This is a genomic window from Chryseobacterium sp. CY350 (genome assembly GCF_027945075.1).
In the GTDB taxonomy this organism is placed as follows: Bacteria; Bacteroidota; Bacteroidia; order Flavobacteriales; family Weeksellaceae; genus Chryseobacterium.
This window is the reverse complement of the sequence record NZ_CP116034.1, coordinates 1,039,848-1,065,785: the sequence shown is the minus strand read 5'-3', so window position 1 is coordinate 1,065,785 and position 25,938 is coordinate 1,039,848. Positions and strand designations below refer to the sequence as shown.

Genomic DNA, 25,938 nt, shown 5'->3' with positions numbered 1-25,938 from the left:
TTAAGGAGTTTAAAAGATTAATGGTATTTCCGATTGCTCTTGTAAACTTTCTTAATGTTTATTTTTTTTGAACCGACAATCACAAAATATTAAATATTAACAAACTCAAATAGGTTTCTGATCAGTAAATGGCAAACGTTAATTTATCTTTAAATAAAGCTTTTAGCAGTATAGTGCGGGATAGTGTAACGGGTAAAACGATCTAAATTTGAGTGAAATTCAGAAAACAAAAAGAAAACAAATGGAAAACGTAAAAACATTTAAATACGTAGATTATTTATGGGATGAAGAAAAAGCAGCATCTTTCGGAGACGATCAGGTGGCTTTATTTTTATACCGTTCAAACATATTAGGAGCAGACCTTAGAATTACCAATTATGGTGGGGGTAACACAAGTTGCAAAACCATCGAAAAAGACCCATTAACCAACGAAGAAGTTGAGGTAATGTGGGTTAAAGGTTCAGGTGGCGACATTGGAACTTTAACAAGAAAAGGAATTGCCGGATTATATACGGAAAGATTGAGAAATCTTAAAAATGTTTACGGAGGTTTGGCAGACGAAGACAGAATGGTAGGATTATTCGACCACTGTATTTTCGATTTAGACAGCAAAGCACCTTCTATTGATACGCCTCTTCACGGTTTACTTCCATTTAAACATATCGATCACCTTCATCCGGATGCATTAATTGCAGTTGCAGCAGCAAAAGACAGCGAAGCAATTACTAAAGAAATCTGGGGCGACACAATGGGGTGGGTGCCTTGGCAAAGACCTGGCTTCGATTTAGGTTTGCAGCTTGAAAAATGTTTAGCTGATAACCCTGGAATCAGAGGAATTGTTTTAGGAAGCCACGGTTTATTCACATGGGGAGACACTTCTTATGAATCTTACATGAACAGTTTAGAAGTTATCGAAATGGCTTCTGAATACATCGCTAAAAAAATCGAAGAAAAAGGACAGGTTTTTGGCGGACAAAAAGTAGAATCTCTTCCTGCTGACGAACGTAAAAACAAAGCCGCTCAGATCATGCCTTTGTTAAGAGGTTTGGCTTCTTCTGAAAATAGAATGGTTGGTCATTTCACAGACAGCGAGGTGGTTTTAGAATACATCAACAGTAATGATTTGGAAAGATTGGCTCCAATGGGAACATCTTGCCCGGATCACTTCTTAAGAACGAAAATTCAGCCTTTGGTGTTGACTTTAGATAAAAATGAAGATTTAAGTGATTCTAAAGCGATTTTAGAAAAATTAAATCCATTTTTTGAACAGTACAGACAGGAATATAAAGACTATTACGAAACCTGCAAGCATCCAAACAGTCCGGCAATGCGTGACCCGAATCCGGTGATCATCATTTATCCGGGAGTAGGAATGTTCAGTTTCTCAAAAGATAAACAAACGACGCGTGTTGCAAATGAATTTTACGTGAATGCAATCAACGTAATGCGTGGTGCAGAAGCCATTTCTGAGTACACTTCTTTACCAAGACAGGAAGCTTTCGACATCGAATATTGGTTATTGGAAGAAGCTAAGCTTCAAAGAATGCCTAAAGAAAAGCCATTGTCAAGAAAAGTTGCCATCGTAACAGGCGCAGGTGGTGGAATCGGACAGGCAATCGCTGACAAAATGCTTCAGGAAGGTGCAGTAGTTGTTTTCACAGACCTTAATCAGGAAGCTGTAGAATCTGTTACTTCAAAATACAGCAAAGATCAGGCAGTGTCTGTTCCGTGTGATGTGACGAATGAAGAATCTATTGCAAATGCTTTCAAAGAGGCAGTTTTAGCTTTCGGAGGAGTAGATATTATCGTTCATTCTGCAGGTTTGGCTATTTCTAAATCTTTGGAAGACACGACTACAAAAGACTGGGAATTACTGGAAAATGTATTGGTAAAAGGTCAGTTTTTGATGGCTAAAAGCGGTACTGAAATTATGAAAAAGCAAAATTTAGGTGGCGACATCGTAAATATTGCAAGTAAAAACGGCTTGGTTGCCGGACCAAATAACGTAGCTTACGGAACTGCAAAAGCAGCGCAACAGCACATGACAAGATTATTGGCGGCAGAATTGGCAGCTGATAAAATCAGAGTTAATGTTGTGAATCCAGACGGAGTTATCGTTGGAAGCAAAATCTGGGAAGGTTCTTGGGCAGAAGGCCGTGCAAAAGCCAACGGAATTTCTGTAGAAGAATTGCCTGCATTTTATGCCAAAAGAAACTTATTAAACGAAATTATCCTTCCAGAAGACATCGCAAACGGAGTTTTCGCTTGTGTAGCAATTTTAGATAAAACAACAGGAAACATCATCAATGTAGATGGCGGAATGGCAAATGCGTTCCCGAGATAAAAATTTTAAAATAAATTATTTTAAATTGATGAATTAAAATATTTGAACCATTAAGTTCTATTAAGAAGTTTAGAATTATTAAGTTTAGCTTCGCTTTAAGAGGTGTACTTAAAAAATCTATTTGATTGTTCTTAAAAAAACTTAACAACTTAAATAATCTTAATGGTTTAAGTTCAATATTTTAAATAAACTGATTCAATCTAAAAATTTAAAATTCAAACTATGATTATAGGAAAAGATATCATTGAACAACACAACAAAAACGAAGTTGAAAATTTCAATTCAGACTTCGCATATTTATCAGATAAATTAACAAAATCAGGTTCAAACGTTTCAGAAATCGTTAACAAAATTGCCGACTTTCAGGTAGCAATTCCAAGTTGGGCTTTAGGCGCAGGCGGAACAAGATTCGGAAGATTTTCTTACGGTGGCGAACCTGCTGTTTTAGAACAGAAATTAGATGATGTTGGTTTGCTTCACGCCCTGACTCATTCTGCCGGAGCGGTTTCTTTGCATATTCCATGGGATATTCCAAGTGATGTAAATGCATTGAAAGAAAGTGCTGCGTCTCACGGATTGATCTTTGATGCGATGAATTCAAACACATTTCAGGATCAGCCGGATGCGAAACATTCTTACAAATTCGGATCTCTAAATTCTGTTAACGAAGATTCCCGTGCTTACGCTGTTGAACACAACAAAGAAGTAATCAGAATCGGGAAAGAATTAGGTTCAAAAAGCTTAACCGTTTGGTTGGCTGACGGAGCAAGTTTTCCGGGACAGTTAAATTTTCAGACCGCTTTATCAAACACTGAAAAAAGCCTAAAAGAAATCTACGCAGGAATGCCGGAAGACTGGAAACTGTTTATCGAGTACAAACCTTACGAACCGAATTTCTATTCAACAACCATTCAGGATTGGGGAACATCTTTCATGCTGGCAAACGCTTGTGGAGAAAGAGCTTTCACATTAGTTGACCTTGGTCATCATTTACCAAACACCAACATCGAGCAGATCGTTGCAACATTGATGTATAAAGGTAAATTAGGTGGTTTCCACTTCAACGACAGCAAATATGGAGATGATGATTTGACGGTGGGTTCTATTAAACCTTATGCTTTATTCTTGATTTTCAATGAATTGGTATACGGAATGGAAAACAACGCCAACAATCCTTATCCGGCTTGGATGATCGATGCAAGTCATAACATCAAAGATCCTTTGGAAGATTTATTACAGTCTTTAGAAGCGATATTAATTGCTTATGCTCAGGCACTCTTGGTTGATCAGAAAGCTTTAAAAACAGCACAGTTAAACAATGATGTTGTAGCAGCTCAGGATATTTTGCAGAATGCGTACAGAACAGATGTCCGTCCGTTGTTGAAAGCTGCAAGATTACGGACTGGCGCGGCTTTAGACCCAATTGCGGCTTACAGAAGTTTAAAGGTGAGAGAAACCTTGATTTCTGAAAGAGGCTGGGCAAAAGCAACCGGATTGTAAAATCCGTTTAATTTGATAATTACTTTCAGGTGCAATCGAAAGTTTAATTATATGTATCCTTATTTACCGTTGAGAAAGAGTGTTTAGAATTAAAGATGAATTCTTTATTTAAGAAATCAGTTGATTTTTTTCTTAATTATTTTTAATAACTAAACACTCCTTGATGGTTTTACTTTTTTTAATTAAAGAAAAGCCAAAAAGGATTCTTTGAAGTCTTTGCTGAGTAGAACGCCTTTGCGAACTTAAAAATAATCAGCATTTTAAAAAAAAATATCTTAGCGTACTTTGCGTTAAAAATATTAGAACAATTGTAATTTACATTTGAAAAAAACTAATTCCCATTTACAATAAATCATTAAATTCATCTCAGGAATGTCCAAAAAAAAGGTAACCATCGTATTTGATATTGGAAAAACCAACAAAAAGTTTTTTTTATTTGATAAAAACTACAAAGAAGTTGTGCGTGAATATACCGAACTTCCCCTTACCACCGATGAAGATGGTTATCCTACAGAAGATTTGGCAGCATTGCAAAACTGGATCAAAGATAATTTCAATGCCATTCTAGATGATGAAAATTTTGAAGTAAAAGCCATCAATTTTTCTACGTACGGAGCAAGTTTTGTACACCTCGATCAGAAAGGAAATGTTCTGACGCCATTGTACAACTATACCAAACCAATGGATCAGGATATTCTTGATCTGTTTTACGAAAAACATGGCAGCAAACTAAAAATTGCCCGCGAAACTGCATCGCCCCAAACCGGAATGCTGAATTCCGGACTGCAGTTATTCTGGTTAAAATACAAACATCCGGAAGTTTTTAAAAAAATCCGTTACAGCCTTCATTTACCTCAGTATTTATCGTATTTGTTTACGGGAATTTTTGTTTCGGAATTTACCTCAATTGGCTGTCATACCAACCTTTGGGATTACGACAAAGCAGATTACCACGACTGGGTTTATGAAGAAGAAATCGATGCCTTACTAGGACCAATTGTTCCTACTTCTGCCAGTATCAACACCTCTTACAGAAACAAAAAAATTAAAATCGGCGTTGGAATTCACGACAGTTCTTCAGCGCTGTTGCCTTATATTTTAAGTAAAAAAGAACCGTTTTTATTGCTTTCAACCGGAACGTGGAGTATTTCTTTAAATCCATTCAACGATGAAAGTTTGACGGATGAAGATATCGAAAACAACTGTCTGAACTACATGAGAATCGACGGCAAACGTGTGAAAGCATCCCGTTTTTTCATGGGGAATGAATACAAAATTCAGGTTGAAAAACTGTGCGATTATTATGGAAAAGAATACGGTTTCCACAGAGAAGTTCAGTTTGATCAGGATTTGTATCTGCGTTTAATGAAAAATAAAAATATCTATTTCCGTTTTGAAGGGATTATTTTAAAACGAAAAATGATTACTGCAACAGATTTAAATTCATTTGCAACATTTGAAGAAGCATATCACCAATTGATGATCGAGTTAATGGATTTGCAGATTCACACGATTACCAATGCCATCGGAAATTCGGAAATAAAAAATATTTACATTGACGGCGGTTTTACAGACAATGATGTCTTTATGAAACTGATGTCTCATCATTTCCAGCATTATAATGTAATGTCTACGCATTCTCCGTTGGGATCGGCTTTGGGCGCATCGATGGTGATTTCAAACAAAAAAATAGACGAAACTTTTTTACAGCAGCATTATCAGATGAAAGTGCTTCAGCCTTTAATCCTTAATTTGTAAAATATTTTAGTTGTCGGTTATTGGTTGTCAGTTGATGGCAAAATCTCAAAAACCGACAACAATCAACCAACAACCAAAAACTATTTATGTCCTTTCCATTTGATACCAACTACGCTTCCCTCGAATTGCTGATCGAAAAAGCAAAAAAGAAAATGCCCCGTTTCGCTTTCGAATATCTGGATGGTGGCTGTAACGAAAATATCAACCGCGACAGAAATACAAGTGAATTGCGTGATGTTCTGCTTCGTCCGCAATACCTGAACAACAATTATACGGAAGCCAATATGGAAACGGAATTGTTCGGTGTAAAATATTCCGCACCGTTCGGAATTTCTCCTGTTGGTTTACAAGGTTTAATGTGGCCAAATGCTCCCGAAATTTTAGCAAAAGCAGCTTTTAAACATAATATTCCTTTCATTTTAAGTACGGTAACAACCAGCAGCATTGAAAGAATTGCTGAATTAACAGAAGGAAAAGCGTGGTATCAACTCTATCATCCGAGAGAAGAATGGTTGCGGGACGATATTCTCGACCGGTGTGAAGCTTCCGGATATGATGTGCTTTGCGTTTTATCTGATGTTCCTACCTTCGGTTACAGAGCTAAAGAAATCAGAAACGGTTTGGCGATGCCGCCGCAATTGAATTTCAGAAATGTTTCCCAGGCTTTAGCAAGACCTGAATGGTGCCTTGAAATTTTGAAACACGGCGTTCCAAGTTTTAAAACGATGGAAAAATACATGGATAAAAACATGAATGTGAAACAGTTGGGACAGTTCATGAACTCTACTTTTTCGGGAAGATTAAATTCAGACAGAATCAAAGCTATCCGCGATAAATGGAAAGGGAAATTGGTCATCAAAGGCGTTGCTTCCAACGAAGATGCAGCAGAAGCAGTACGTTTAGGCTTCGACGGAATGATCATTTCCAATCACGGTGGAAGACAGTTGGATGCAGGAGAATCTACGATTGCTGTGGTAAAAGAAATCAGTGAAAAATACAAAGGTCAGATTAAAATCATGATGGACAGTGGCGTAAGAACCGGTCCGGATGTTGCCCGTGCTTTGAGCTGTGGTGCAGAATTTACCTTTATGGGAAGAACGTTTATGTATGCAGTCGGAGCTTTAGGCGACAAAGGTGGCGATCATATTATTGAAATGCTGAAAATGCAGTTCAGACAGGTGATGGAGCAGGTTTGCTGTGATACGCCGGAGGAGTTGCAGAAGTTTAGGGTAAAATAATTACGAAATAATATCAATAGGAACGGGCTTTAGCCCGTTTTTTAGGAATATGTTATGGCTTCCCCAATAATTTTAAATATATTAAATTTCAAAGTTCATTACCGAATTTTAACCCTTTTCCAATGTCTCTTTACATTGAAGCTGGGGGGCGTGAAATAGGAGTGTAATTTTTAGTTTGTTTTTTAGTACCTATAATTTCTACATTGTCATCTATATAAAGAATTTTCATATCTAAATTTGGATTGTTAGAGATATCAATTTTTTTTATTTGGTTTTCATCAATTATGAATTGTATTAATAGCGGATTTTTGGAAAAATCTATTTGTGTAAGTCCATTATTATCTGCAGACAAATATTTTAATTTTGAAAATTGACTTAAATCAATTGTATTTATTTTGTTGTCCATAAAATTCAACGACTCAATATTTGGACAGTTTTTAATTGTCACTTTTTCAAGTTGATTAATTCCAAATGCTAAGTCCTTCAATTTTGGCATATTAGAAATTTCCAATTTTGTTAGCTTATTTCTTGAACAATATAATTCTTCAAGATTAAGAAAGTCATTTAATTTCAGTGTTTTTATTTCATTTATTGTTAATGAAAGATATTTTAGATTTTTAAAATGAATTAAATCTTCAACATCAGTTAAATTTTCTTCCATTAAATCAAGACTATCAACCTTTGCTGATTCATCAATTTCAATTTTCCCATTTTTATTAATGTCAATTGTAGGATACTTTTTTAGAACGATCTCTGCAAATTGTGAATTTACAAATTTTATATTTTGAGAGTAAAGAATATTTGTAATAAAAAGTATTAATATTAAAACCAATTTTTTCATAATGTATTGGAAAATTTATTGTCTTACTAAATTAAGAATAATTTAAATCCTTGTGATAAATGCTTACTATTTTTTCTTCTCCGACTTCACCGCCTGTCTCGCCAATAATTTCCAGTCGTTTTTCACCTTCGTCCAAACCAATAAAATATCCAAAGTCACATCTCCCGGAGCTTTTCCCAGATCAGCAGTCGTCGCATAAAAATGATGACGCACAATTGCTGTGTTTCCAACGATTTGTATGTTTTGATTAGAAATATCAATCGTTAGAAAATCAGATTTTTTGCTGACCAATTTTTCAACAAATTCTTTAGGGTCATCAATATGACCTCCCGAATGTCCGTAAGTCAATTCCGGAACGATTAAAAATTCCAAAGCAGATTTTTCACCGCTGATCATCGCTAATCTTAGTTTTTCTGCTGCATCTGTCACAGCTTGGATGTCATTTTTTTTCTGTCCGAAAACAGTGATTGCCACCAAAAAACTCATGGCTAAAATTAATTTCTTAATCATAATTATTAATATATTTTATAAAAGACTGTCGGTAATCTGTAATCATAGAATACTTTGTATTTCTTTGCTAAGTTTACGCCTTTGTATACCTTTAAAACAGTCAGGATTTAAAAATCTTTGTTTGACCTTGCGTTAAATTGGTATTGTAATGAATAGCGAATATTCATTTATAATTTTTGTAATTATCGTTATCTATTAAAGTGTTGACACAAAGACCACAAAGTTTTTTCTATCTACTAAGCGTCTTGAAGGCTCACAAAGCCGTAAACTTATAAAAGCTCACGGAGTTTTTAGTTATTATTAATTGAGGAAAACTAAAATAATTTTTAACAGATATTTATAGTGACTCTCTCTGAATAAATTTAAAAACATTATTCACCTGTTCTTTCTTATTTTTCAGAATCATGTACGCAGCAGATTCTCCCATTGCCTTAAAATCAGTTGTAATCACAGTAATTCCCAGCAATTCTTTCAAAGGAGTTTCGTTGTAGGAAATAATCCCGATGTCTTCACCTAATTTTAAATTTTTCTGACGGATCTGCTTTACCAAATTCACCAAGTCACGCTCACGAATCGTGATGAAAATATCTTTATCCTGCAGTTCCATGTCGGGATAAATTTCATCCAAAATTTCATAATCAAGTTTAAAATCTCGACAAAACTGCTCAAATCCACGCACGATACGGAAAGGGTAGGGATGAATCGATTTATCAGGATAAACCAAAATGATCTTTTCGTACTTTTTAATTTTATCTAAACCTTCTTTCAGGGCATCATAAATATCATACTCAAAATCCTGAAAAATTGAACCATAATCTCCTGAAATATTAGGTTTTGTATTGTCTAAAAGCAAAAGTTTATTCTTCGGAATCTGTTCAATAATATCTAAAACTTCCTGCGTAGAACTCGTGTGTTTCGACTGTTCATCACGAAAATGGGGCATCACAACGTAATAATCAAATCCACCAAGATTCTTTTTCAGAGCATTGATGAAAAGGGTTTCGTCACAATGGTAAATATACATCTCCACATTTCCTTTTGTACCGATCGCATTGACGAAATAATTGTAAATCATCATTTTATAGGTACTCGGTTTATTGATCAGAAAGAAAATATTGATGATATCGTTCTTGTTGATACGGGAAATATAGTAGCCTTTACCTTTCACCGATTCAATAATTTGCCTTTTACGAAGTTCTTTATAGGCTTTTTCCACAGTATCTCTTGAGAGAAAGCAGGATTCGCTGAGCTCGTTAATAGAAGGGATTTTTTCTCCAATTTTTATTTGACCGCCATCAATTCCGTTTAAAATAGAATCTACAATCTGTTTGTATTTCGGAACTCTGGAGTTTTCGTTGATATTGATTTCTAAAGTGTCTGACATGATGTTTACTTGGTAAATATAAATTTCAGCCGCAAAACTGAAACGTGAAATCTTTAGTAATGAGAAATGACAAGATACAAAATTTTAAAATAAGTGATATTCATCATGTTTAAAATTTTAATTGGTTATAACTATTTGATTTATTGATTATTGAAAAAGTCTATTGATTTTTGTTTAATGCTTTTAATTCCCCGATATGATAGCTGACAGAAGAATTGGTAATCATTCTGTATCTGAAAGCGTAATGCTGGTAGCATCTATTGAAAAACAAAATAGTTACTTTGAGAACCTTTTACTTTTCACCTCTCCAACTCTTTAACTAAAATCGTTAAAAAAAAGCCTGCCCCTTGCGAGACAGACTTCGAAACTATATGAATGTGAAATTTTTAAGGCATTTTTTTAAAACCTTCTGCTTTTATTTTCCAAGTTCCGTCTTTCGGGAAACCAGGATATTGACCTGTCGAACTGTCCCAACCTTCTAACATCATTGCAACCGTTGTCAGAACACCACCATTTCCAGGAAGATAAATTCGAAGACGTTTGTCCTGAAAATTATGACCATTTTTCAAATACGTATTGGTTTGAATATTCATAAACAGAGCGTCCAAAGCTTTATTCGGAAGACCCAATCTTGCTGCATTCATTGCGGTCATCGGGAAATCCCAACCCCAGGTGTGTTCCCAGTTCCATCTTTCCCAAACGATATCCAGCGTGTTTTTCATAATTTTTTTGTCCAGTTTCGCAGATTCCGGAACCATTCCTAAAGCACCTAAAACTGCAGGGTGATCAGTCATCCATTTTGGAAAAGTGAATGAATCTTTCGCAGATTCTGTCGATAAATAAACATTATCCTGAACCGGAAGCGGAGCCAGTTTATTAATAACATCATCCCATTTTTTATCTCTTGGTTGCCCCAATCTTTCTTTCCATTCCTGAGCGATTCTCAGTGACCAGTCCCAGTACGCCACTTCATAAGTCGGGTTGTAAGTATCTTTTGCCGGGAAAACTTCCTGAGCTGGAATGACACCTTTACCTAAGTTGTAACGGTTTTTCTCTTTATCATAAGTTGCAAAATCAGCCATAAAATCAGCCGTAGCGAATATCAAATCTTTATATTTTTCTAAAACCTTTTTATCCTTGCTGTTTCGGTACAAAAGTTCGGTCATATAAATAATGTGCGGCTGCTCCCAAATCAGAAATGCTGCAACAGAAGACGGACTTTCATTCCCATCGTTATCCGACATTTTAATCCAGCGAACGCCTTTGTAACCTTGTCTTTCTGCTAATTTTTTAGCTTTGTCAAACGATCTGAAATAATAATCCAGTTGCTTCTCCAAAATCTCCGGTCTTCCCCATAAAGCATAATGAACGCCGTGCCACCAATGCATTTCTGTATGCGGTTTTCCGTACCAGCTGTTGAATGTCAAGCCCGTTTCCTGAGGTGGATTGTTTCCTCCACACTGAACTTTGGTTAAATATTCTGAAAGAACAACTCTTCTTTCCAATTCATTGGCTCTTGGGTCTGTACTTCCTTCAAAATCCACGGCTGCACCGCTTTCCCAGAAGTTTTTCCAGCCAGAAGTACTTTCTTTTTCAGCATCAGCGAATAAAGTTCTGTTAGATTTCGGATTTTTAGCTGAAAACTCAACACTTAATTCAACCGTTTTGTTTTTCGAAGAAGGCTCGTAAACGAAATAATGTTTTCCGGCCTCACGAAGTTTCCCTTCCGTAAAATTAAGCTGAGTATAATAATCTGTGCTTTGCAATTTGTGCTGAATCAAACCCTGCGTCGACTTTGAAGAAACAATTTTCGAAGAATGATCATTTTCCTTTCCATAAAAAGCAGCATCATCTAAAAACTGACCGGTCGGAGAAGGGTAGCGTGCAAATACTTTTAGCTTACCTTTAGCAACCAAATCAGATTCAATTTTTACCCCGATTTTATCTGAATTTTGGAAAGAAGCCGTCCAGACTTTTACCGGAGTTCCTTCCAGAGAAAATTCGCTTGTGATAATTCCCGTCCACAAATCAATTTTCTGATTGATGTTGGTCAAATCTGAAATTTTTGCTTTCGAACCATCTTTTTTCGTCAGTTCAATTCCAATATTTCCCAACTGTAAACGGTGTTGATTCACACGGAAATATTCAACAGCACCTTTATTTCTTTCCGGTTCTTTGATTTGAACAGAGTACAAAGCTTTTCTCCCGTCGTTATTGAAATCGTAAGGCTTTAAAGTTTCCTCAAACTTATAATTTTCCTTATTCGAAAAACTGTTCCAGCCCCATTCAGACTGGGTTCCAAGAGAAACTCCATTCTTGTAATATTCAGGGAACGACTGCATTCCGGTGATGTCAACCGTGTACGCGAATTTTCCGTTTCCAACCGTCAAAGTAGAAAGTGTATCGGCTTTTGTGTTGACTACATTATGTCGCTGAACGACCTTCTTTCGTTCGATTTTCTGGGCATTCATTGAAGAAAATCCCATTAGGAAAATCCCAAGATATATTGCTATTTTTTTATTCATAATTCATTATTTAATATGGAATTCGAATTTTTATTTTGTTAATTATTTATTTCAAAACCGTCGCACTCATCATTCCAATCACCACATCATTGCTCACGGCTGTTAATTTTATTGATTTTAATTCTTTATTTGGGTCAATCGGCAAATCCAAAATCGTGGCAGAACCGCCATCTACCTGCCGATCTGTGAATCCTTTGATACTCGAGTAGTTACTCAAAGTTCCGCCTTTGTACAATTCTCCGGTTTTCAGTTTCACACGATACGGAATTTTATCATCCGGAATTTCGAACGCAAAATTATCATCAAACAAATCCTGCTCAATCGGCCACCAGTTTGTCGGGTTTTTCAACTCTAATTCTGTAGTCGAACCGTCCACATATTGAACTGTAATTTTCCCATTCACAATCTGCGACTGCATCGGATTCGTAGAACCTGCCATCACAAAATAGATTTTCTTTCCTTTCCCTGAAACCGGAATTTCAAGAGAATCAGAATAGTTATCCCACTGACTTACAAACGCGATATTTTTATCTGTTTTATCAATTAAAAATGGAATTCCGAGAAAATCAACTTTGCCGTTTTTTCTTTTATTCATTAATCCGCTGTCATCGATTTGAGCAGTTATTAACGGATAACACCAGTTTCCGATTCCCTGCCACGGAAGCTGTAAAGTCGGAACTTCCAGTCTCGGCGAAAGATATTTCTGATTGAAAATCTCAGTTACTTTTTCATTGTATTTTGAAGCCAAAGAGATATTGTTAAACTGACCTTGGTTTTCAATTTCCCAATCTGTGATTTCAATATTTTGTTTAATTCCGTTGTACTCAAGCGTTATAGAATTGGTTCCTTTGCTTAAATAATTTGAAGGAATTTCAATCGATGCACTTTGATTTTTCTGAATCGAAAATGTTTTGTTTAAACCATTAACAGTAAGTTTTCCATTAATTTGATTTGTAGATTTTGACTGAATCTGTAGTTTTTTATTCGCCCATTTGGTCTCCAAAGGAAAACGGATGTCTACATTTAAAGGTTGCCACCAAGTCGATCCATTTTGCTCAACCTGAACGAAAAATGTTCCTTTTCTTTCTTCATCGTTTAAATTGATTGCGCGGTTAACCACCCCGTCTTCTCCCTTTGGTCGAATCCACCCCTCCAAAGGAGGGGAATTTTTAATTAGTCCTTGTGGGTCGTAGATATTTTTAATTTTCTTTTTTGAATCAAAATTCAACTGAAGATTTTCAGTAATATAATTAGTGAAAGAGGTTTGTTCGTTTTTAATTTCTTCTCCCGAATATTTAATTTCTATTTTAAAATCATTTCCTTTCGGCGTTTCAAACTGAACAAAAGGTTGCAAAATTGAATTGGGTTTAATCTTCCAATCCACTTTCTTTCCATTTACTTTTACCGATTTGATATTGGAATAATTTACAGGAATCTGCATTTCCAGTGATACCGGATTTTGATATTTTGAATTAAAAAAATATTCAGTCTTTTTAGAGGTTCTTTTAAACTGATAATCCCAATCCGGGAGTTTCAATTCTGCAGAATTCCAGTCTTTTGGAAATCCTGGTTTGATGCTGATTTTATTCTCCAGTAAATTCGGATAAACTCCGAAAAGTCCTTCTGTCAAAGTTCTTGAAGCTACGCCAATCGGGTCAGCAAAATCACGGTACAATTCTCCACGAAAAGCATCGTAATGAGAAAGCTGTTCAAAATTCCCCGGACTGATTCCGTAATACATCGATTCCACTAGATTTCCTTTCCAAAGTTGGTAAGCATCTTCTGTTCTTCCGGCTTGCCAATACGCCAAAGCAGTCTGTAAATTTTCCGCTAAAGCAACATTGTTAATCGACCAATCGTAGGGTTGCCAAGTGGTAGTTGCTAGAGTAAAATAATCTTTATTATCCGCACCCTTTACTGTGATTGGAATTTTCGGTGTGTAATTATTAATGTATTGTAAATTTTGATAATCCTCAAATTCATTCAAAATAAAAGCATCCGAAACGTGGTAAATCGACCAGATTCCTGGTTTGTCGTGAATGATTTGATTGCCCAAAGCATCTTTATATTCAGAAAAATAACCTTTGTTTTTAATCCAAAGTTCGTTTTTCATCGCTTTTAAAATCGCATCAGCTTCCTGTTCGTAGGGTTGAGGATTTTCGCCAATGATTTTCGCCAGCTTTGCCATTTCACGGTTGGCTCTGTAATTATAGGCTGAAGTATGCGTTACTTTTCCACCCGAATACTGCAACGCATCGCTTGCCCAAATCGCAGCATACGCATCATACAAATCGCCACGTTTGAAATTTCGTTTTTCCCAATCCATATGACGAACCATTGTGGGCCACATTTTTTTCAGAAATTCTTTGTCTCCGGTGTAGTTGAAGTGCGAAAACATCTGGTCAAAAAACACCAGATTCATATCGTAATGGTGCGGTTTTGTATTATCATTCGGATTTCTGGAAATATATCCGCTGGAAAAAACAGAAGTTCCCATTTTTTCTTCGTGTCTTGCAATATTCCTTAAAGTATCCATTTGTACTGGAGCATTTTTAGGTTCTAAAACCTGAGAATTTGCATAACTTTCAAAATGTTCTTTCGCTCGGTCGTGCCAACTCAAAGCATCGGCTGTGTAAGCGCCGCGCCAGGCATTTAACCGCATTCTCCAGGCAACAGCACCGTGAAGGAAGGTCGGACTTTCCCAAATTCCGTCTGCTGCAACCGCTAAATTGGCTCCGAAATTATTCAGATCTGCATCCGGAGTTTTAAGCTGAATTCTATTTGTTAATGTAAAACGGGATTTTTCCGCCTCATCAAAAATGTTTTTCAAATCTTCATCTGAAAAATTCTTAGCCGATTTTCCCTTTGCAACCTGAATATAAACCGGTTGTTTTTGTGATGAATATGAAGCGTAAACAATTGGAGATTTGTCTGTTTTATTTTGAGTAAACTCGGTAAGTTTTTCTAAAGTTGTAGCATCAGTTTGCTGTAATGAATTGACATTCGAAAAACTTCCGCTGACAATTTGAGTTTCTTTTTTCTTATTTAAATAATTGAGCTGAAACTGATTTTTATTGAATTGAAACTGATTATTCAAACAATATTCAGGCAACAGATAAAATCCGGATTCCGGGTCTGCACCGATGTCACCGTTTCTGCTGAAAGTATTTCCGCTCGCACCGCCGTAAACTGCATAGATTTTTGTTGAAGAATCTACATTGACAGTCTCCATTTTTAAAACCAAACCTTCTTCTTTAGCTTGTGCTAAAACGGTCAGTTTTAAAGTCCCATATCCAAGAATAGGGTCTTTGATTTCATACAACATTGAACCCGGTCGGTAACGCGTTTCAATTTTATCAGCTTTTATTAATTGTTTAATTGAATTTCCCTTTTGAATGACGAACTGAAGATTTCCGCCCATTCCCGGAAGATAGAGTGCAAATTCCGGCAAATCTCCGGCTTCAACTCGCGATGCACGGTTGTCGCCATATAAGGCACGGTTGAATCTGTACTTTCCGTTGACCAACAAAAAATCGCCTTTATCTTCTTTGTAATGCAGTTCACGGTCATTATTCTGCCAGTGTTTCGACTGGGAAAATGAGAGTGAAAATGCCGACAAAACAATAAGTCCGGCGAAAATGGTTTTTCTTTGCATTTTATGGCTTTAGCTCGGTTAATGGCTGTCCGTTTACGGTTACATTTTTTAAAGTCACATTTTTAAGGAAATTAACTTTATACGGAATTTCAACGCCTGTCATTTTTGCATTAATCATCGTGAAGTCGGTGACAGGAGAGGATTCGTAAGCATTAGAAAGGATGGCGTATTTTCCACCTTTTTCTACGGTAAGATTTTCTACCCAAATATTTCTAATGGTCGGAATATGATTCCCTGGTTTTTCATAAAACATATTGAAACGTACCGCTGCATCTTTGTAAGCACCTACTTTTGTATTATAGAAAAAAACATTTTCGACCGTTCCGCCACGGCTTGAACTGGTTTTAATTCTTAATGCACGGTCAAGATTCTTGCTATCCATCACATTTCCGATGGCGTAGATATTTTTTGCACCACCTGCAATTTCGCTACCGATAACAACACCGCCGTGACCGTCTTTCATTTCGCAGTTTTCGATAATGTGGTTTTCAGCAGGTCTTCCGATATCTCTTCCGTCCTCGTCTCTTCCTGATTTGATGGCGATACAGTCGTCTCCGGTGTCGAAATATGAATCTTTAATCCAGACATTTTTACAGGCTTCAGGGTCGAAACCATCGTTATTTGGTCCGTGACTGATGACTTTTACTCTTTCAATTAAAACATTTTCACACAAAACAGGATTTAGGTTCCACATCGGTGAATTTTTAACTAAAACGTCTGCCATATAGAAGTTTTTAGACTTATAAGGCTGGACAAAGTTTGGTCTTAAATACCATCCGTCGCCAAAAATTCTTTCTCTTGCAGGAGTTCTATTGGCCATATATTCGTGAAGTTTAGCTCTCGCCGGGTTTTGTCTTCCAGGACGTGATGTGTTGTAACCATATTTTGTTGCACCACACCAAAACCACCAGTTGTCTAAATCTGAATTCCCATCCAAAGTTCCTTTTCCGGTCACGGCAATGTTTTCTTCTTCATACGCATAAATCAAAGAGGAATAATTCATACATTCCATACCTTCCCAACGCGTGAAAACGATAGGGTAGTCGTTGCTATCCTGACTGAACAAAATCGTAGAACCGTCTGTCAGATGCAGATTGACATTAGATTCCAGATAAATTGCTCCAGTCAGGAAAACGCCGTTTGGAACGACAACTCTACCGCCACCTTCAGCACTGCATTTTTCAATTGCTTTTCTAAAAGCTTCCGTATTTTTTGTTTTTCCGTCACCAATTGCTCCGAAATCTGTGATTAAATAGTCAACTTTTCTGAATTTTGGAGCTTTGATTTGTTTCTTTAAAGCTTTGATTTCCTTTAAAGGTTGCTTTGGGGAAGTCCACGGTTTATATTGAGCCGAAAAAGAACTGGATAACAGGCAAATTAGAATTGATACAAGATAATTTTTCATGAATTCACAACATTAGAAGTTTTCGGAAGATCTATATTTAAAAAATCTCCTTTGCTATTCGCAATCTAATATAAATATGATTAATGATTATCCTGCACTGTCTGTGAAGAGTGACATTTATACAAAAATGATCTTATTTACAAATGTTTACATCATATTTAAGAGAAAATCGAATATTGTACTCTTTAATGTAATTTAAAATTTCTTAGAATGAATCTTTTTCTCTTTCACTTTAACAAGAAATGAAGGAAGTGATGTGAGTTGTCCTGCTTTTATATCAACTTGAATAACTGGTTTTTCGCAGAAAGTGTTAGTAGGAAGTGTATTTTCTGAAAGCGAAATTGTGTAGTTTCCGATGGGTAAAAATGCGATAAATTCGCCGTTGTCATCAGAATATACCGTCTCAATCGGAACATTGTTTTGGGAAATTTTAAATGCAATACCACTTGTTTTGGGTTGAAAATCCATTGCGGTTTTATGATCAAACTGATAATCTATTCGCCCTGTTGCAGTTCCGTTTTGATGCAATGGTATTGTAAGTTGGTACTGATAAGAATCGATCTCTACTATTTTTTCGTCGTAATACCAACCTTCCTGAATGGTCTGCTTCAATTTATATTTTCCAAAAGGAACATTTTTGTAGGTCATTGTGCCATTACTGTCTGTTTTGAAGGCTATATTATTGATGGTAATAAGGTAGTTTGGCGCCGGTTTTTCGTTTGGATCAAAAAGATTGTTGTTGTTCTCATCATAAAATGCAAAACCGCGAATGTTTGATTTTTTCTGAGTAGACAGTGAATTTTTATGAATGTTTAACGTAACTCCTGCCTCAATGGTGAATATATTATTTCTCATATTTGTGGATGAGTAATTATATCCAGATGAATTGACGAAAAACTCAAACAGTCTTGCGTGCCATTTTAGATTGCAAAATGCAGACGGAGATTTTCCATAAATATTATCATCTGTGTAAGAAAGTCCTGAAGTAACGCTTAATTTTTCTTTGAAAGTACTGCTGCTGTAGTACAAAGAAGTGTTTACTTTTTTGTATTTGATATTTTGGTTAATAAGCTGAGAAAATGCAAACTCCGACAGATAATAACTTCCAAACTGATATTGAGATGCAAAATTGATTTTTCGATAATTATAATTTGCAACAATCTTTCCTTGAAACTGGCTGTTTTCATTATTTGGATATTGTGCAAATCCGAGATCGAAAGCCAGTAAAGCAGAATGTTTTCTGTTTTTGCTGATCCAGTTTGTAGTTTCCACTATCCTGTGGGCGGTAATTGACAAATCATTTTCTTTACTCTTTGGGAGAAAGTTATTATAAGAATTCGATCTTTCAGACTGAAACTGATACGCCAAAGAGTAACCGAATTCTCCTTTTTTTGCTAAATTCAGTCCGGTCTCGATTTTTATATTGTCCGAAGAAAGCTGCGTCTGATAAAAGTAATATTTTGGCGAATAATTAGAATAAAAAATATTAGCAAAGGCATAATGTTTTTTTAAAACCAACAAATTTGCATTTTGCTGAAGCTGTAGATTCCCTCTTCTGTTACCGGGATAATAATCTGAGCTGTAGAAAAAATTTCCATTTAGATTAATCTTTTTTACCATTCCCGAATATTGCGATTCAAATGCAAAAGATGGCTTTTTAAGATCATTCTGATCGTAGAAACTCACTCCGCCGTACAGTTTTGAAGAGCTTTGCCAAAGATTGTTGAAGCTGTGCGTAAATTCTGTACCTACCAAATGATGCCTGGCTTTTTCGAAAGGATCATTTTTAAATATATAGATAGTAGAAAGATTTCGCGAAAAATTATTAGGATTTAAAATTCCTTTGACATAAAATCCGTAGCCATTTTTCAGGAACGAATTTTTTTCCAGTAAACTGAAGCTCTGCTCTATAAAACCTACCTCAATTTTTTTGTCTTTAGCAGAATTCAGAAAACTGTATTCTATTCCTCGTCCGAAAAGAGAAAGTTCCAGAAGTTTACTGATGTTTCCGATCGTAAACTCACTTTTCTCACGGCGGTAAGAAATATAGGTATTGTTAATGATCGGTTCAGTCTGAGAATTCATTAAAAACACATTTCCGTTGATGAAAATATATCCGGAAGAAACGTTAAAACCACCATTTCCCAAGATCTGATACATACTGAGGTCATCACCAACTCTGCGAAAACTTGTAGTAACCGTATTTTTCGAAGTGCTGGCAAAACCACTTTGCTGCTCATCCTGAAACTTTTGTATATGCGAAACACTTTGTACGCTAATTCTGGTATTGCCAAAAATTTCTTTATCAGCATCTTTAAAACCAGTCACATTAATATTAAAAGTACTTTTTTTCAGAAGCTCCTTTGAAGGCAAAAAACTGAATATAAAAACGGAATCCTGCTGCGGGCGAATTGTTCCTTTTTTTTCTATAAATAAATTGCTGTCATTTTGTTCAGGAATTTTAAAGACCAGCGTCGTCTGTTGCCTTCTGTTTCCTTTGTTAGAAACTTTTACTCTTACTTGTAGAGAATCCCGAGCATCTGTTCTGAAAATCTGCGAAGTTTCTGCAACCATCTGCAGCAGACTTTTTTCAATAACTTGGTGCAAAATGGTTTTTTGGTCAATTTTGTTGTTAAATTGGTCTGTCAATGAAAGCTTGATTTTTGCATCTCCCGCGTCAGCACTATTACTCACAAAAATTTTAACTGAAATAAATTTTTTCTCATTTTTTTGAAGATCTATAAGAATTTCCTCACCCATGATTGATCGAAACCCTTCAGGAACAGATATTTTTATTTTTCCATTAAAATTTTGATTCGTAGTGTTATTAAGTGAAATTACGATGTCAAGAATTTTAGAATCTTCGTTGTAAGATTTTTCGTGAATGTCAAAAACGATGCTTTCAGTTTTATTTTGAGCCGACAAAATTACCGAGCTTATCATGATCAGAAAAGCCGAAAAATATTGGGTAAAATTCTTGCTGAAAGACGATGACATTATTGCGGAGTAATCTCGTATTGTAAAGTTGCAGAATATTCATCAGGCTTTGCATTAATGAAATATTCGTCATTTGGTTTTGTGAAATACTTGATCGTGTAATCAAGATTTGCGCCTTGCGTAGAAGATCCTTTTGTGATGATTTGCGAGGCTGTATTTAGATAAACAGTTGAAAATGTTGATCCAGTATTTTGCGCAGTCGGAATTAAATTCATCTTAACATTACTTACAGGAATAGTTTTTCCGGCAGCTGAAATAAAGTTATTTTGAATCGACCGTACAGTTATCTGGAAATTTGTATTAGCTTTTACAGTAAGTGCATTTGGATAAATAACGCTTTTTCCGTCTTTATAATCCTGCATACTGCTAAATTCCAAAACACCGTTTGCTGCGTTACCATTTACTTTTAACGAAAGTTCTGTGCTCATCGGTGGCGTTCCCGTGAGTGCCCCAATCTGGAATTTAAAGAGATGATCCATCCTGCCGATAATCATGTTGTTTTGATCATAAGCAGTAAATTCAATAGGCGCGGTAAAGGTTGTCCATGCAGGGTAATTCCCGAGATATGCTCCTCCGGCAACAATAATGCTGAATTTTAACTGCAGATTATAATAGCCGTTTGGTTGACTCGGCTGATTGTAAAGTGGCGCGTTAGATGTCGGGATCAATAAAAAATCTCCTGCTTCTGTAACGGTCGTGTTGAGAGGAATTCCTATTTCTGCAATAGTGGGAACAGAATTGGGATAAGCCTGGCCTGAAGACGAAACAGGCTGAAAAGAAATTTTGTTTGCGGGAAAAATATAAGGGCCATTGTTTGCGGTGATGCTGCTTTTTAAAAGGGCAGCCAATCTCCAGTTTGTGTACTTAAAATTTCCGTTTCCGGCAAAAGTTGCGGTATACGCATCGGGATTTGTTTCGCCCTGATAAGAATTAATCTGAAGATAACCGTTTACCCATGAAGAGTATGATATTTGAGCATTACAATAGTTGCTTACGAAAAATAGCGTCATTAAAAAACAGAGCTTTCTACTCATAACTAAAATTTAATTCACCCATCTCCAGATTTTCAGAATCACCATAATCTACAAGTACAGAAGCCGTATAGTTTCCTTTATCTAAAGGTGTTGGCAGCTGAACTTCCATTTCGCGTTTGTTGCCCGGCATCGTGTAAAATACAATTGGGCTCAGGCTTGTTTTTTTTCCATTACCTACATTCAGAATGTCTGTAGTCACTTTTCCATCAACCCAAATATCTGCCTGATTTTCAAAATGTAATCTCAGTATTTTTTTTTCTGCATCATATTTTAAATCTGTAATTTCTAATTTTTTCTTCGTTGCTTCCGGCTTTTTGTGAAAGATCTTGATTCCTGAACGGATGCTTACTTTAATGTTGGCACCTTTACTGTCTACATCTTCCACAGGATTCATCTGGCTTACGTAAAGCAACGCAGTGTGAGCCGCCAGATTTTCTTTCGAAAGGGTAGGCGAGGTGATGGTAAGCTCAATGTCTCGTCTTTCTCCCGGACCGAGGGAAAAATAAGTGTCATCTTTTTTAATGCTGATCCATGAGGCACATGAAGTTGGTAAAGAATTGGCAGGATACATTTGATTTTCACCTTTAGCATCATATTGCCAGTCGCCAAGACTTAATGCAAGATCGAGCGTATTTTTTGCGCTGACGTTGGTAACAGTTATTTTTTCGGAATTGCTGATTCCTGCCGCCGACTCAAAATAAAGTCGAGGTGGCGAAACTGAAATTCCTGTCTGTGCTTTAGCCTGAAAGATGATTGCAAAAAATAAAATGCAGATTTGCTGAATGGTAGTTCTCATGAAAAAAGTACTGAATGTAACAAAAGTGCTGCAAGGATGCAACACTTCTGTATTTATTTGAATTGGCCAGAATTTATTGAGAGATGATTGTATAAGTCAATTCTGTTGAGTAAATTGTAGGATCTTGCCCTGCGATATAGTTATCAATATAAGTATTTGAGCCTGCACCCTTATATTCGATGCTGATTTTTTTATCTACACCTCCGCTTGCAGAAGTTACCAAATTAGCTTCGTTTGCAGAAAGTAGAACTCCCTGAGCATATTGAGCGCCATTTACAGCATCAGAACCTGCAGTAGCAATTATTCTAATTGTATTAGCCTGAATGTTTTTAGAGCCACTTTGTAAAGCAGAAGTAGCACTTTTTACCTTTACCTGAAATCCTCCTGTACTAAAGATTTTTAAGTGATCTACATTATTAGAGCTTACACCGTTAGCGTAATCATCTTTTGTAACGTAGTCTAAATTTACGATTTTCTGTCCGTCGTTTACTACAAGCGTCTGGATAGGTTTTAATCTAACGTTAAGAGTTACGTTTTGACCACTGATAGTTCCTACACCTAATATTGCTATTGATGTAATAATGAATTTTTTCATTAAAGTTATTGTTATATTGTTTCTAAGTTTCTGATGCAAAAGTACAGCGAATCTCAAAATGAAAGTTTGTGAAAAATGACATATGTTTTGTGAAAATTAACAAATCGTTATTAAATCATGTCATTTATTGTTTTTAATGAAATTTAAACATAATATTATATGGTTAAATATTGTTAATGAAAAATGTTATTATATTGTAAAATATTGTAACACTTTAAATATTATGTAGTCAATTTAATAAAAATCATGATGAATTTTTATTATTTGTTGCATAAAATAAAGTTAATACAGTTGTAATTTTTCACTGAGTTATGATGAGATATACAAGGAGTCTTTCGTTATTAGAACTTGTGCATTTCTTATCAAAAACCTCAGAATAATTGGTTGTTCCGATTCTTTGATCGGCCGAAGAGGATGTTCTTTGGTATAAAAGTCTTGAATTTGGTGGGCAATCTTTTGTAGATAATCTTTTTTCAGCCTGATCATCTGACCGTTCACTCAAAGTTTTTATCTGATAACCATAGAGATTGGAGACAATTAACTCCCGCCTTTCACTCGCTTCAATATTCTTTTGAGTGTTCGAGTTTTTATTTAAATCTGAGCCAGATGAAATTGAAAGAACCTGTGCGGGGTAAATTCTGATATTGATGCGATTGTGGTCTACTGCTTGTGCAGGTAAGAGTGCTGAAAGTCCTAAAAGGCAGAAAAGCACAATATACTTAGCGTACATACTGATAATTTGAATGATCTTGGTTACATAAATCTAAGAATTTATGCTGAGATTTCCCTCATTTCAGATGGTTTTTTTCCTGTATGTTTTTTTACGAAATTGCTGAAGTTTCCTTCATCGTTGAAACCCAGGTCGTAAGCAATTTCTGACATGGTAAAATTTGAAAATTTTATTGCTTTTTCGCACTCGATTTTTATTTTTTCAATAATAATCTGTTTTGCAGATTTGCCGTAAACGTATTCACACATCTCGGTCAGTCTTCGTGATGAGATCTTCAGTTCCTGAGAATAGTATAGAACTTTTTTTGCAGTTTTGAAATCTCTCTGAAGTAAAACCCTGAATCTGTTCACAAACGAAACGTATTCCAAACGCTCATCTGCCTCGGTATGATGCTCGTCTACATGAAGATATGCATCGAGAATCAAGCCTTCAATAGCATTGTGAGCGGCGGAAATATAAAGACTTTCATCCTTGCTTTGGAATTTTAAAAGCCTTTCTACTAAAATGACTTCATTGTATTTATTGTTTCCAAAATAGGGTGAAATGAAAACATCAGATCGGGAATTGAAAAACACCTGAGAATTCATAAAAACGCTGTCTTTCATTGATTTGTCATAGAAATCTGCTGAAAAAACAATCACGTAAATCTCTTTGCCATAAGCGTCTCCAAATTCTACATCTTTCATGGGGCCGATAAATACTGCGTTGCCGCCTTTTATTTCGTATTGAATGCCCGAAATAATTAAATCAATATCTTTCGCAACCAGCAGAATGCAGAAAAATTGCTTAGTATTAAATTTTTTCTGAAAATTGTTTCTTCTGATGATATTGCTGATCAAATCGATACTGAAACCTATCTTATGAAGCTGATTTGTTATTTGGTACATTCTTACTAAGTTGAAACTGAAACATAAACTTTAACTCCATCAAAAATAGAATTTTAATTTGACAAATATGCAAACAATTTTCAATTATGTAATAAATTTAATAATTTTATAATGTAGATCACAGAATGCCTGATTTGTGTCTTGTGATGCCGCTTTGATAACTAAATATTATATGGCAAAAAAATAACTTATAATATTATTTAAATCGAAAAAAATAATATAGAAAAAACTGTAAATAAGCTAAAAAGCTTGTTAATGAAATGTTTTTATCCAAAAATAGTTTAATCAAATGAAGTTATTTCCAATCTTAAATTCATTTAATATTTTAGAAATTTACTGAACTAAAAATTATTGTTTTCTTAATAGTAAATGATTATTGATATGTAATAATATTTTAGAAAAAAAATTATGAAAACTGCTGCTCAGTCATTTTAATAATTTCGTCTACGAGAAGCTGTACCTGATGCGGTCTTTTCTTTTTATCAACCTCCAGACTGTTTGATAGTCCGGTTTTTACGATTACGATGTTTTTATCAGGAATCATTATGATAAACTGGCCCAGAAAGCCGTAAAAAAAACGATATTTGATATTGCTGTCGTCATTTGCCCAGACTGTATAGCAAAAAGCATCATTAGCTTTTGTCGGTAAAATGAGATTTTTGCAGAACTGTTCACTCAGGATCTGCTGTCCGTTCCAATTTCCGTTCTGCAAAATGAACTGTCCTATTTTTGCAAAATCTCTTGCGGTTGCATGAATGCAGCAAAAAGCTTTCTCCATTCCTTTCTCATCGATGCTCCATTTTGCTGGCAGCTCCATCCCGAGAGGAATCCATATTTTTTTTGATAAATAGTCTGCTAATTTCATTCCCGTTGCTTCCGTCAATGCAATTCCCAAAACTTGTGCAGCAACACTTTGATATTCATATTTTTCTCCGGGCATTTCTTTTACTTCAACTTCGAGTGCCTGCTTTTTAAGATCATCAACAAAATATTGCTTAGAGTTAGGAGCAAACGGATGATGATATTCTTCCTCCCAATCAAGGCCGGCCTGCATTGTCATCAGATGTTTGAAGGTAAGATGTCTTCCAAACTCGCTGTTTTTGTAATCCGGAAGTACTGATGACAATAGTTGATCTTCCGACTGCAAATATCCGTCATCAATAGCACAGCCAACGAGAATCGAAATGATTCCTTTAGCTATAGAAAAAGAATTTGTAAGTGAATATTCGCGATGATTTTTCCAGTACTGCTCGTGAATAAGTTTGTTGTCTCGAATGATGATGAGTGATGAAGCTCTTGTTTCTTTAAGATCATCCATCAGTTTTTCCGACAATTTTTTTGTATTGTAAGAATCATCTTTTTGCCAGAATATTGGGTTTGCATTAGAAATATGATGAGACGGAAATTTTTCATTATCATCGGTTGAAGGTGTGAGAGAGCCTTTTTTTAAGTTCATGGCGACAGCTTTAAAAATGTAACCATAACCGGCGAGGTATATCAATGCGATTGTTGCTGATGTTCCTGCTATAAATGCCGTCAGTATTTTTTTCATTTTTAAATTAAATCATGTTGTTATTAAATATGCAATTCAAGAATAGTGCTGGAATTGATGTTCGTTACCTCAAAAGCTTTACCAAAATACATATTTATCCGAAAAGTCTTAAATGAACGATAAAGATTTAATTATTAGAGTTTAAAATGATCACTTTGTAGTATTTTTTTAGCTGTATATTATTTTT

General features: G+C 35.6%; 17 protein-coding genes. 4 read left to right on the top strand and 13 right to left on the bottom strand.

The window, feature by feature from the left end; genetic code table 11:
• Positions 1-241 precede the first annotated feature (241 nt).
• The 4 genes from PGH12_RS04865 (at position 242) to PGH12_RS04850 (ending at position 6,840) form a co-directional block, all read left to right on the top strand.
• Positions 242-2,344, top strand: a complete 2,103-nt coding sequence (locus PGH12_RS04865) for a bifunctional aldolase/short-chain dehydrogenase (protein WP_267596963.1) — start codon at positions 242-244, stop codon at positions 2,342-2,344.
• A 222-nt stretch (positions 2,345-2,566) separates the two neighbouring features.
• The gene (locus PGH12_RS04860) at positions 2,567-3,844 is read left to right on the top strand and encodes a sugar isomerase (protein WP_267596962.1); all 1,278 of its coding nucleotides are present in this window, start codon (positions 2,567-2,569) and stop codon (positions 3,842-3,844) included.
• Between the two features lie 372 nt (positions 3,845-4,216).
• Positions 4,217-5,602: an FGGY-family carbohydrate kinase gene (locus PGH12_RS04855; RefSeq protein ID WP_267596961.1), complete on the top strand. Its 1,386-nt coding sequence runs from the start codon at positions 4,217-4,219 to the stop codon at positions 5,600-5,602.
• Positions 5,603-5,688: 86 nt separating this feature from the next.
• Positions 5,689-6,840, top strand: coding sequence for an alpha-hydroxy acid oxidase (locus PGH12_RS04850; protein WP_267596960.1), 1,152 nt, complete (start codon positions 5,689-5,691; stop codon positions 6,838-6,840).
• Between the two features lie 130 nt (positions 6,841-6,970).
• On the opposite strand, the gene PGH12_RS04845 is transcribed toward PGH12_RS04850, so the two are convergent.
• The 13 genes from PGH12_RS04845 to PGH12_RS04785 form a co-directional block, all read right to left on the bottom strand.
• Entirely contained in the window at positions 6,971-7,681 is a 711-nt protein-coding gene (locus tag PGH12_RS04845) for a leucine-rich repeat domain-containing protein (protein WP_267596959.1), read from the bottom strand.
• Between the two features lie 66 nt (positions 7,682-7,747).
• The gene (locus PGH12_RS04840) at positions 7,748-8,191 is read right to left on the bottom strand and encodes a nuclear transport factor 2 family protein (protein WP_267596958.1); all 444 of its coding nucleotides are present in this window, start codon (positions 8,189-8,191) and stop codon (positions 7,748-7,750) included.
• 337 nt (positions 8,192-8,528) lie between these two features.
• A complete protein-coding gene (locus tag PGH12_RS04835; RefSeq protein WP_267596957.1) occupies positions 8,529-9,575 on the bottom strand; it encodes a GntR family transcriptional regulator in 1,047 nt (348 codons plus the stop codon).
• 386 nt (positions 9,576-9,961) lie between these two features.
• Entirely contained in the window at positions 9,962-12,100 is a 2,139-nt protein-coding gene (locus PGH12_RS04830) for a hypothetical protein (protein WP_267596956.1), read from the bottom strand.
• Positions 12,101-12,146: 46 nt separating this feature from the next.
• A complete protein-coding gene (locus PGH12_RS04825; RefSeq protein WP_267596955.1) occupies positions 12,147-15,755 on the bottom strand; it encodes a DUF4450 domain-containing protein in 3,609 nt (1,202 codons plus the stop codon).
• Position 15,756: 1 nt separating this feature from the next.
• Positions 15,757-17,160 carry a glycoside hydrolase family 28 protein gene (locus PGH12_RS04820; protein WP_267596954.1) on the bottom strand — a complete coding sequence of 468 codons (1,404 nt, stop codon included), beginning with the start codon at positions 17,158-17,160 and terminating at the stop codon, positions 15,757-15,759.
• A 195-nt stretch (positions 17,161-17,355) separates the two neighbouring features.
• Positions 17,356-20,157: a hypothetical protein gene (locus PGH12_RS04815; protein WP_267596953.1), complete on the bottom strand. Its 2,802-nt coding sequence runs from the start codon at positions 20,155-20,157 to the stop codon at positions 17,356-17,358.
• Positions 20,157-21,191: a hypothetical protein gene (locus tag PGH12_RS04810; protein ID WP_267596952.1), complete on the bottom strand. Its 1,035-nt coding sequence runs from the start codon at positions 21,189-21,191 to the stop codon at positions 20,157-20,159. Before PGH12_RS04810 ends, PGH12_RS04815 begins: the two co-directional genes overlap by 1 nt.
• A complete protein-coding gene (locus PGH12_RS04805) occupies positions 21,184-21,987 on the bottom strand; it encodes a fimbrial biogenesis chaperone (protein WP_267596951.1) in 804 nt (267 codons plus the stop codon). Before PGH12_RS04805 ends, PGH12_RS04810 begins: the two co-directional genes overlap by 8 nt.
• A 73-nt stretch (positions 21,988-22,060) precedes the next feature.
• Entirely contained in the window at positions 22,061-22,582 is a 522-nt protein-coding gene (locus tag PGH12_RS04800) for a hypothetical protein (protein WP_267596950.1), read from the bottom strand.
• 301 nt (positions 22,583-22,883) lie between these two features.
• The gene (locus tag PGH12_RS04795; protein ID WP_267596949.1) at positions 22,884-23,312 is read right to left on the bottom strand and encodes a hypothetical protein; all 429 of its coding nucleotides are present in this window, start codon (positions 23,310-23,312) and stop codon (positions 22,884-22,886) included.
• A gap of 41 nt (positions 23,313-23,353) precedes the next feature.
• A complete protein-coding gene (locus PGH12_RS04790; RefSeq protein ID WP_267596948.1) occupies positions 23,354-24,199 on the bottom strand; it encodes a helix-turn-helix domain-containing protein in 846 nt (281 codons plus the stop codon).
• Positions 24,200-24,605: 406 nt separating this feature from the next.
• A complete protein-coding gene (locus PGH12_RS04785) occupies positions 24,606-25,751 on the bottom strand; it encodes a serine hydrolase domain-containing protein (RefSeq protein WP_267596947.1) in 1,146 nt (381 codons plus the stop codon).
• Positions 25,752-25,938 lie beyond the last annotated feature (187 nt).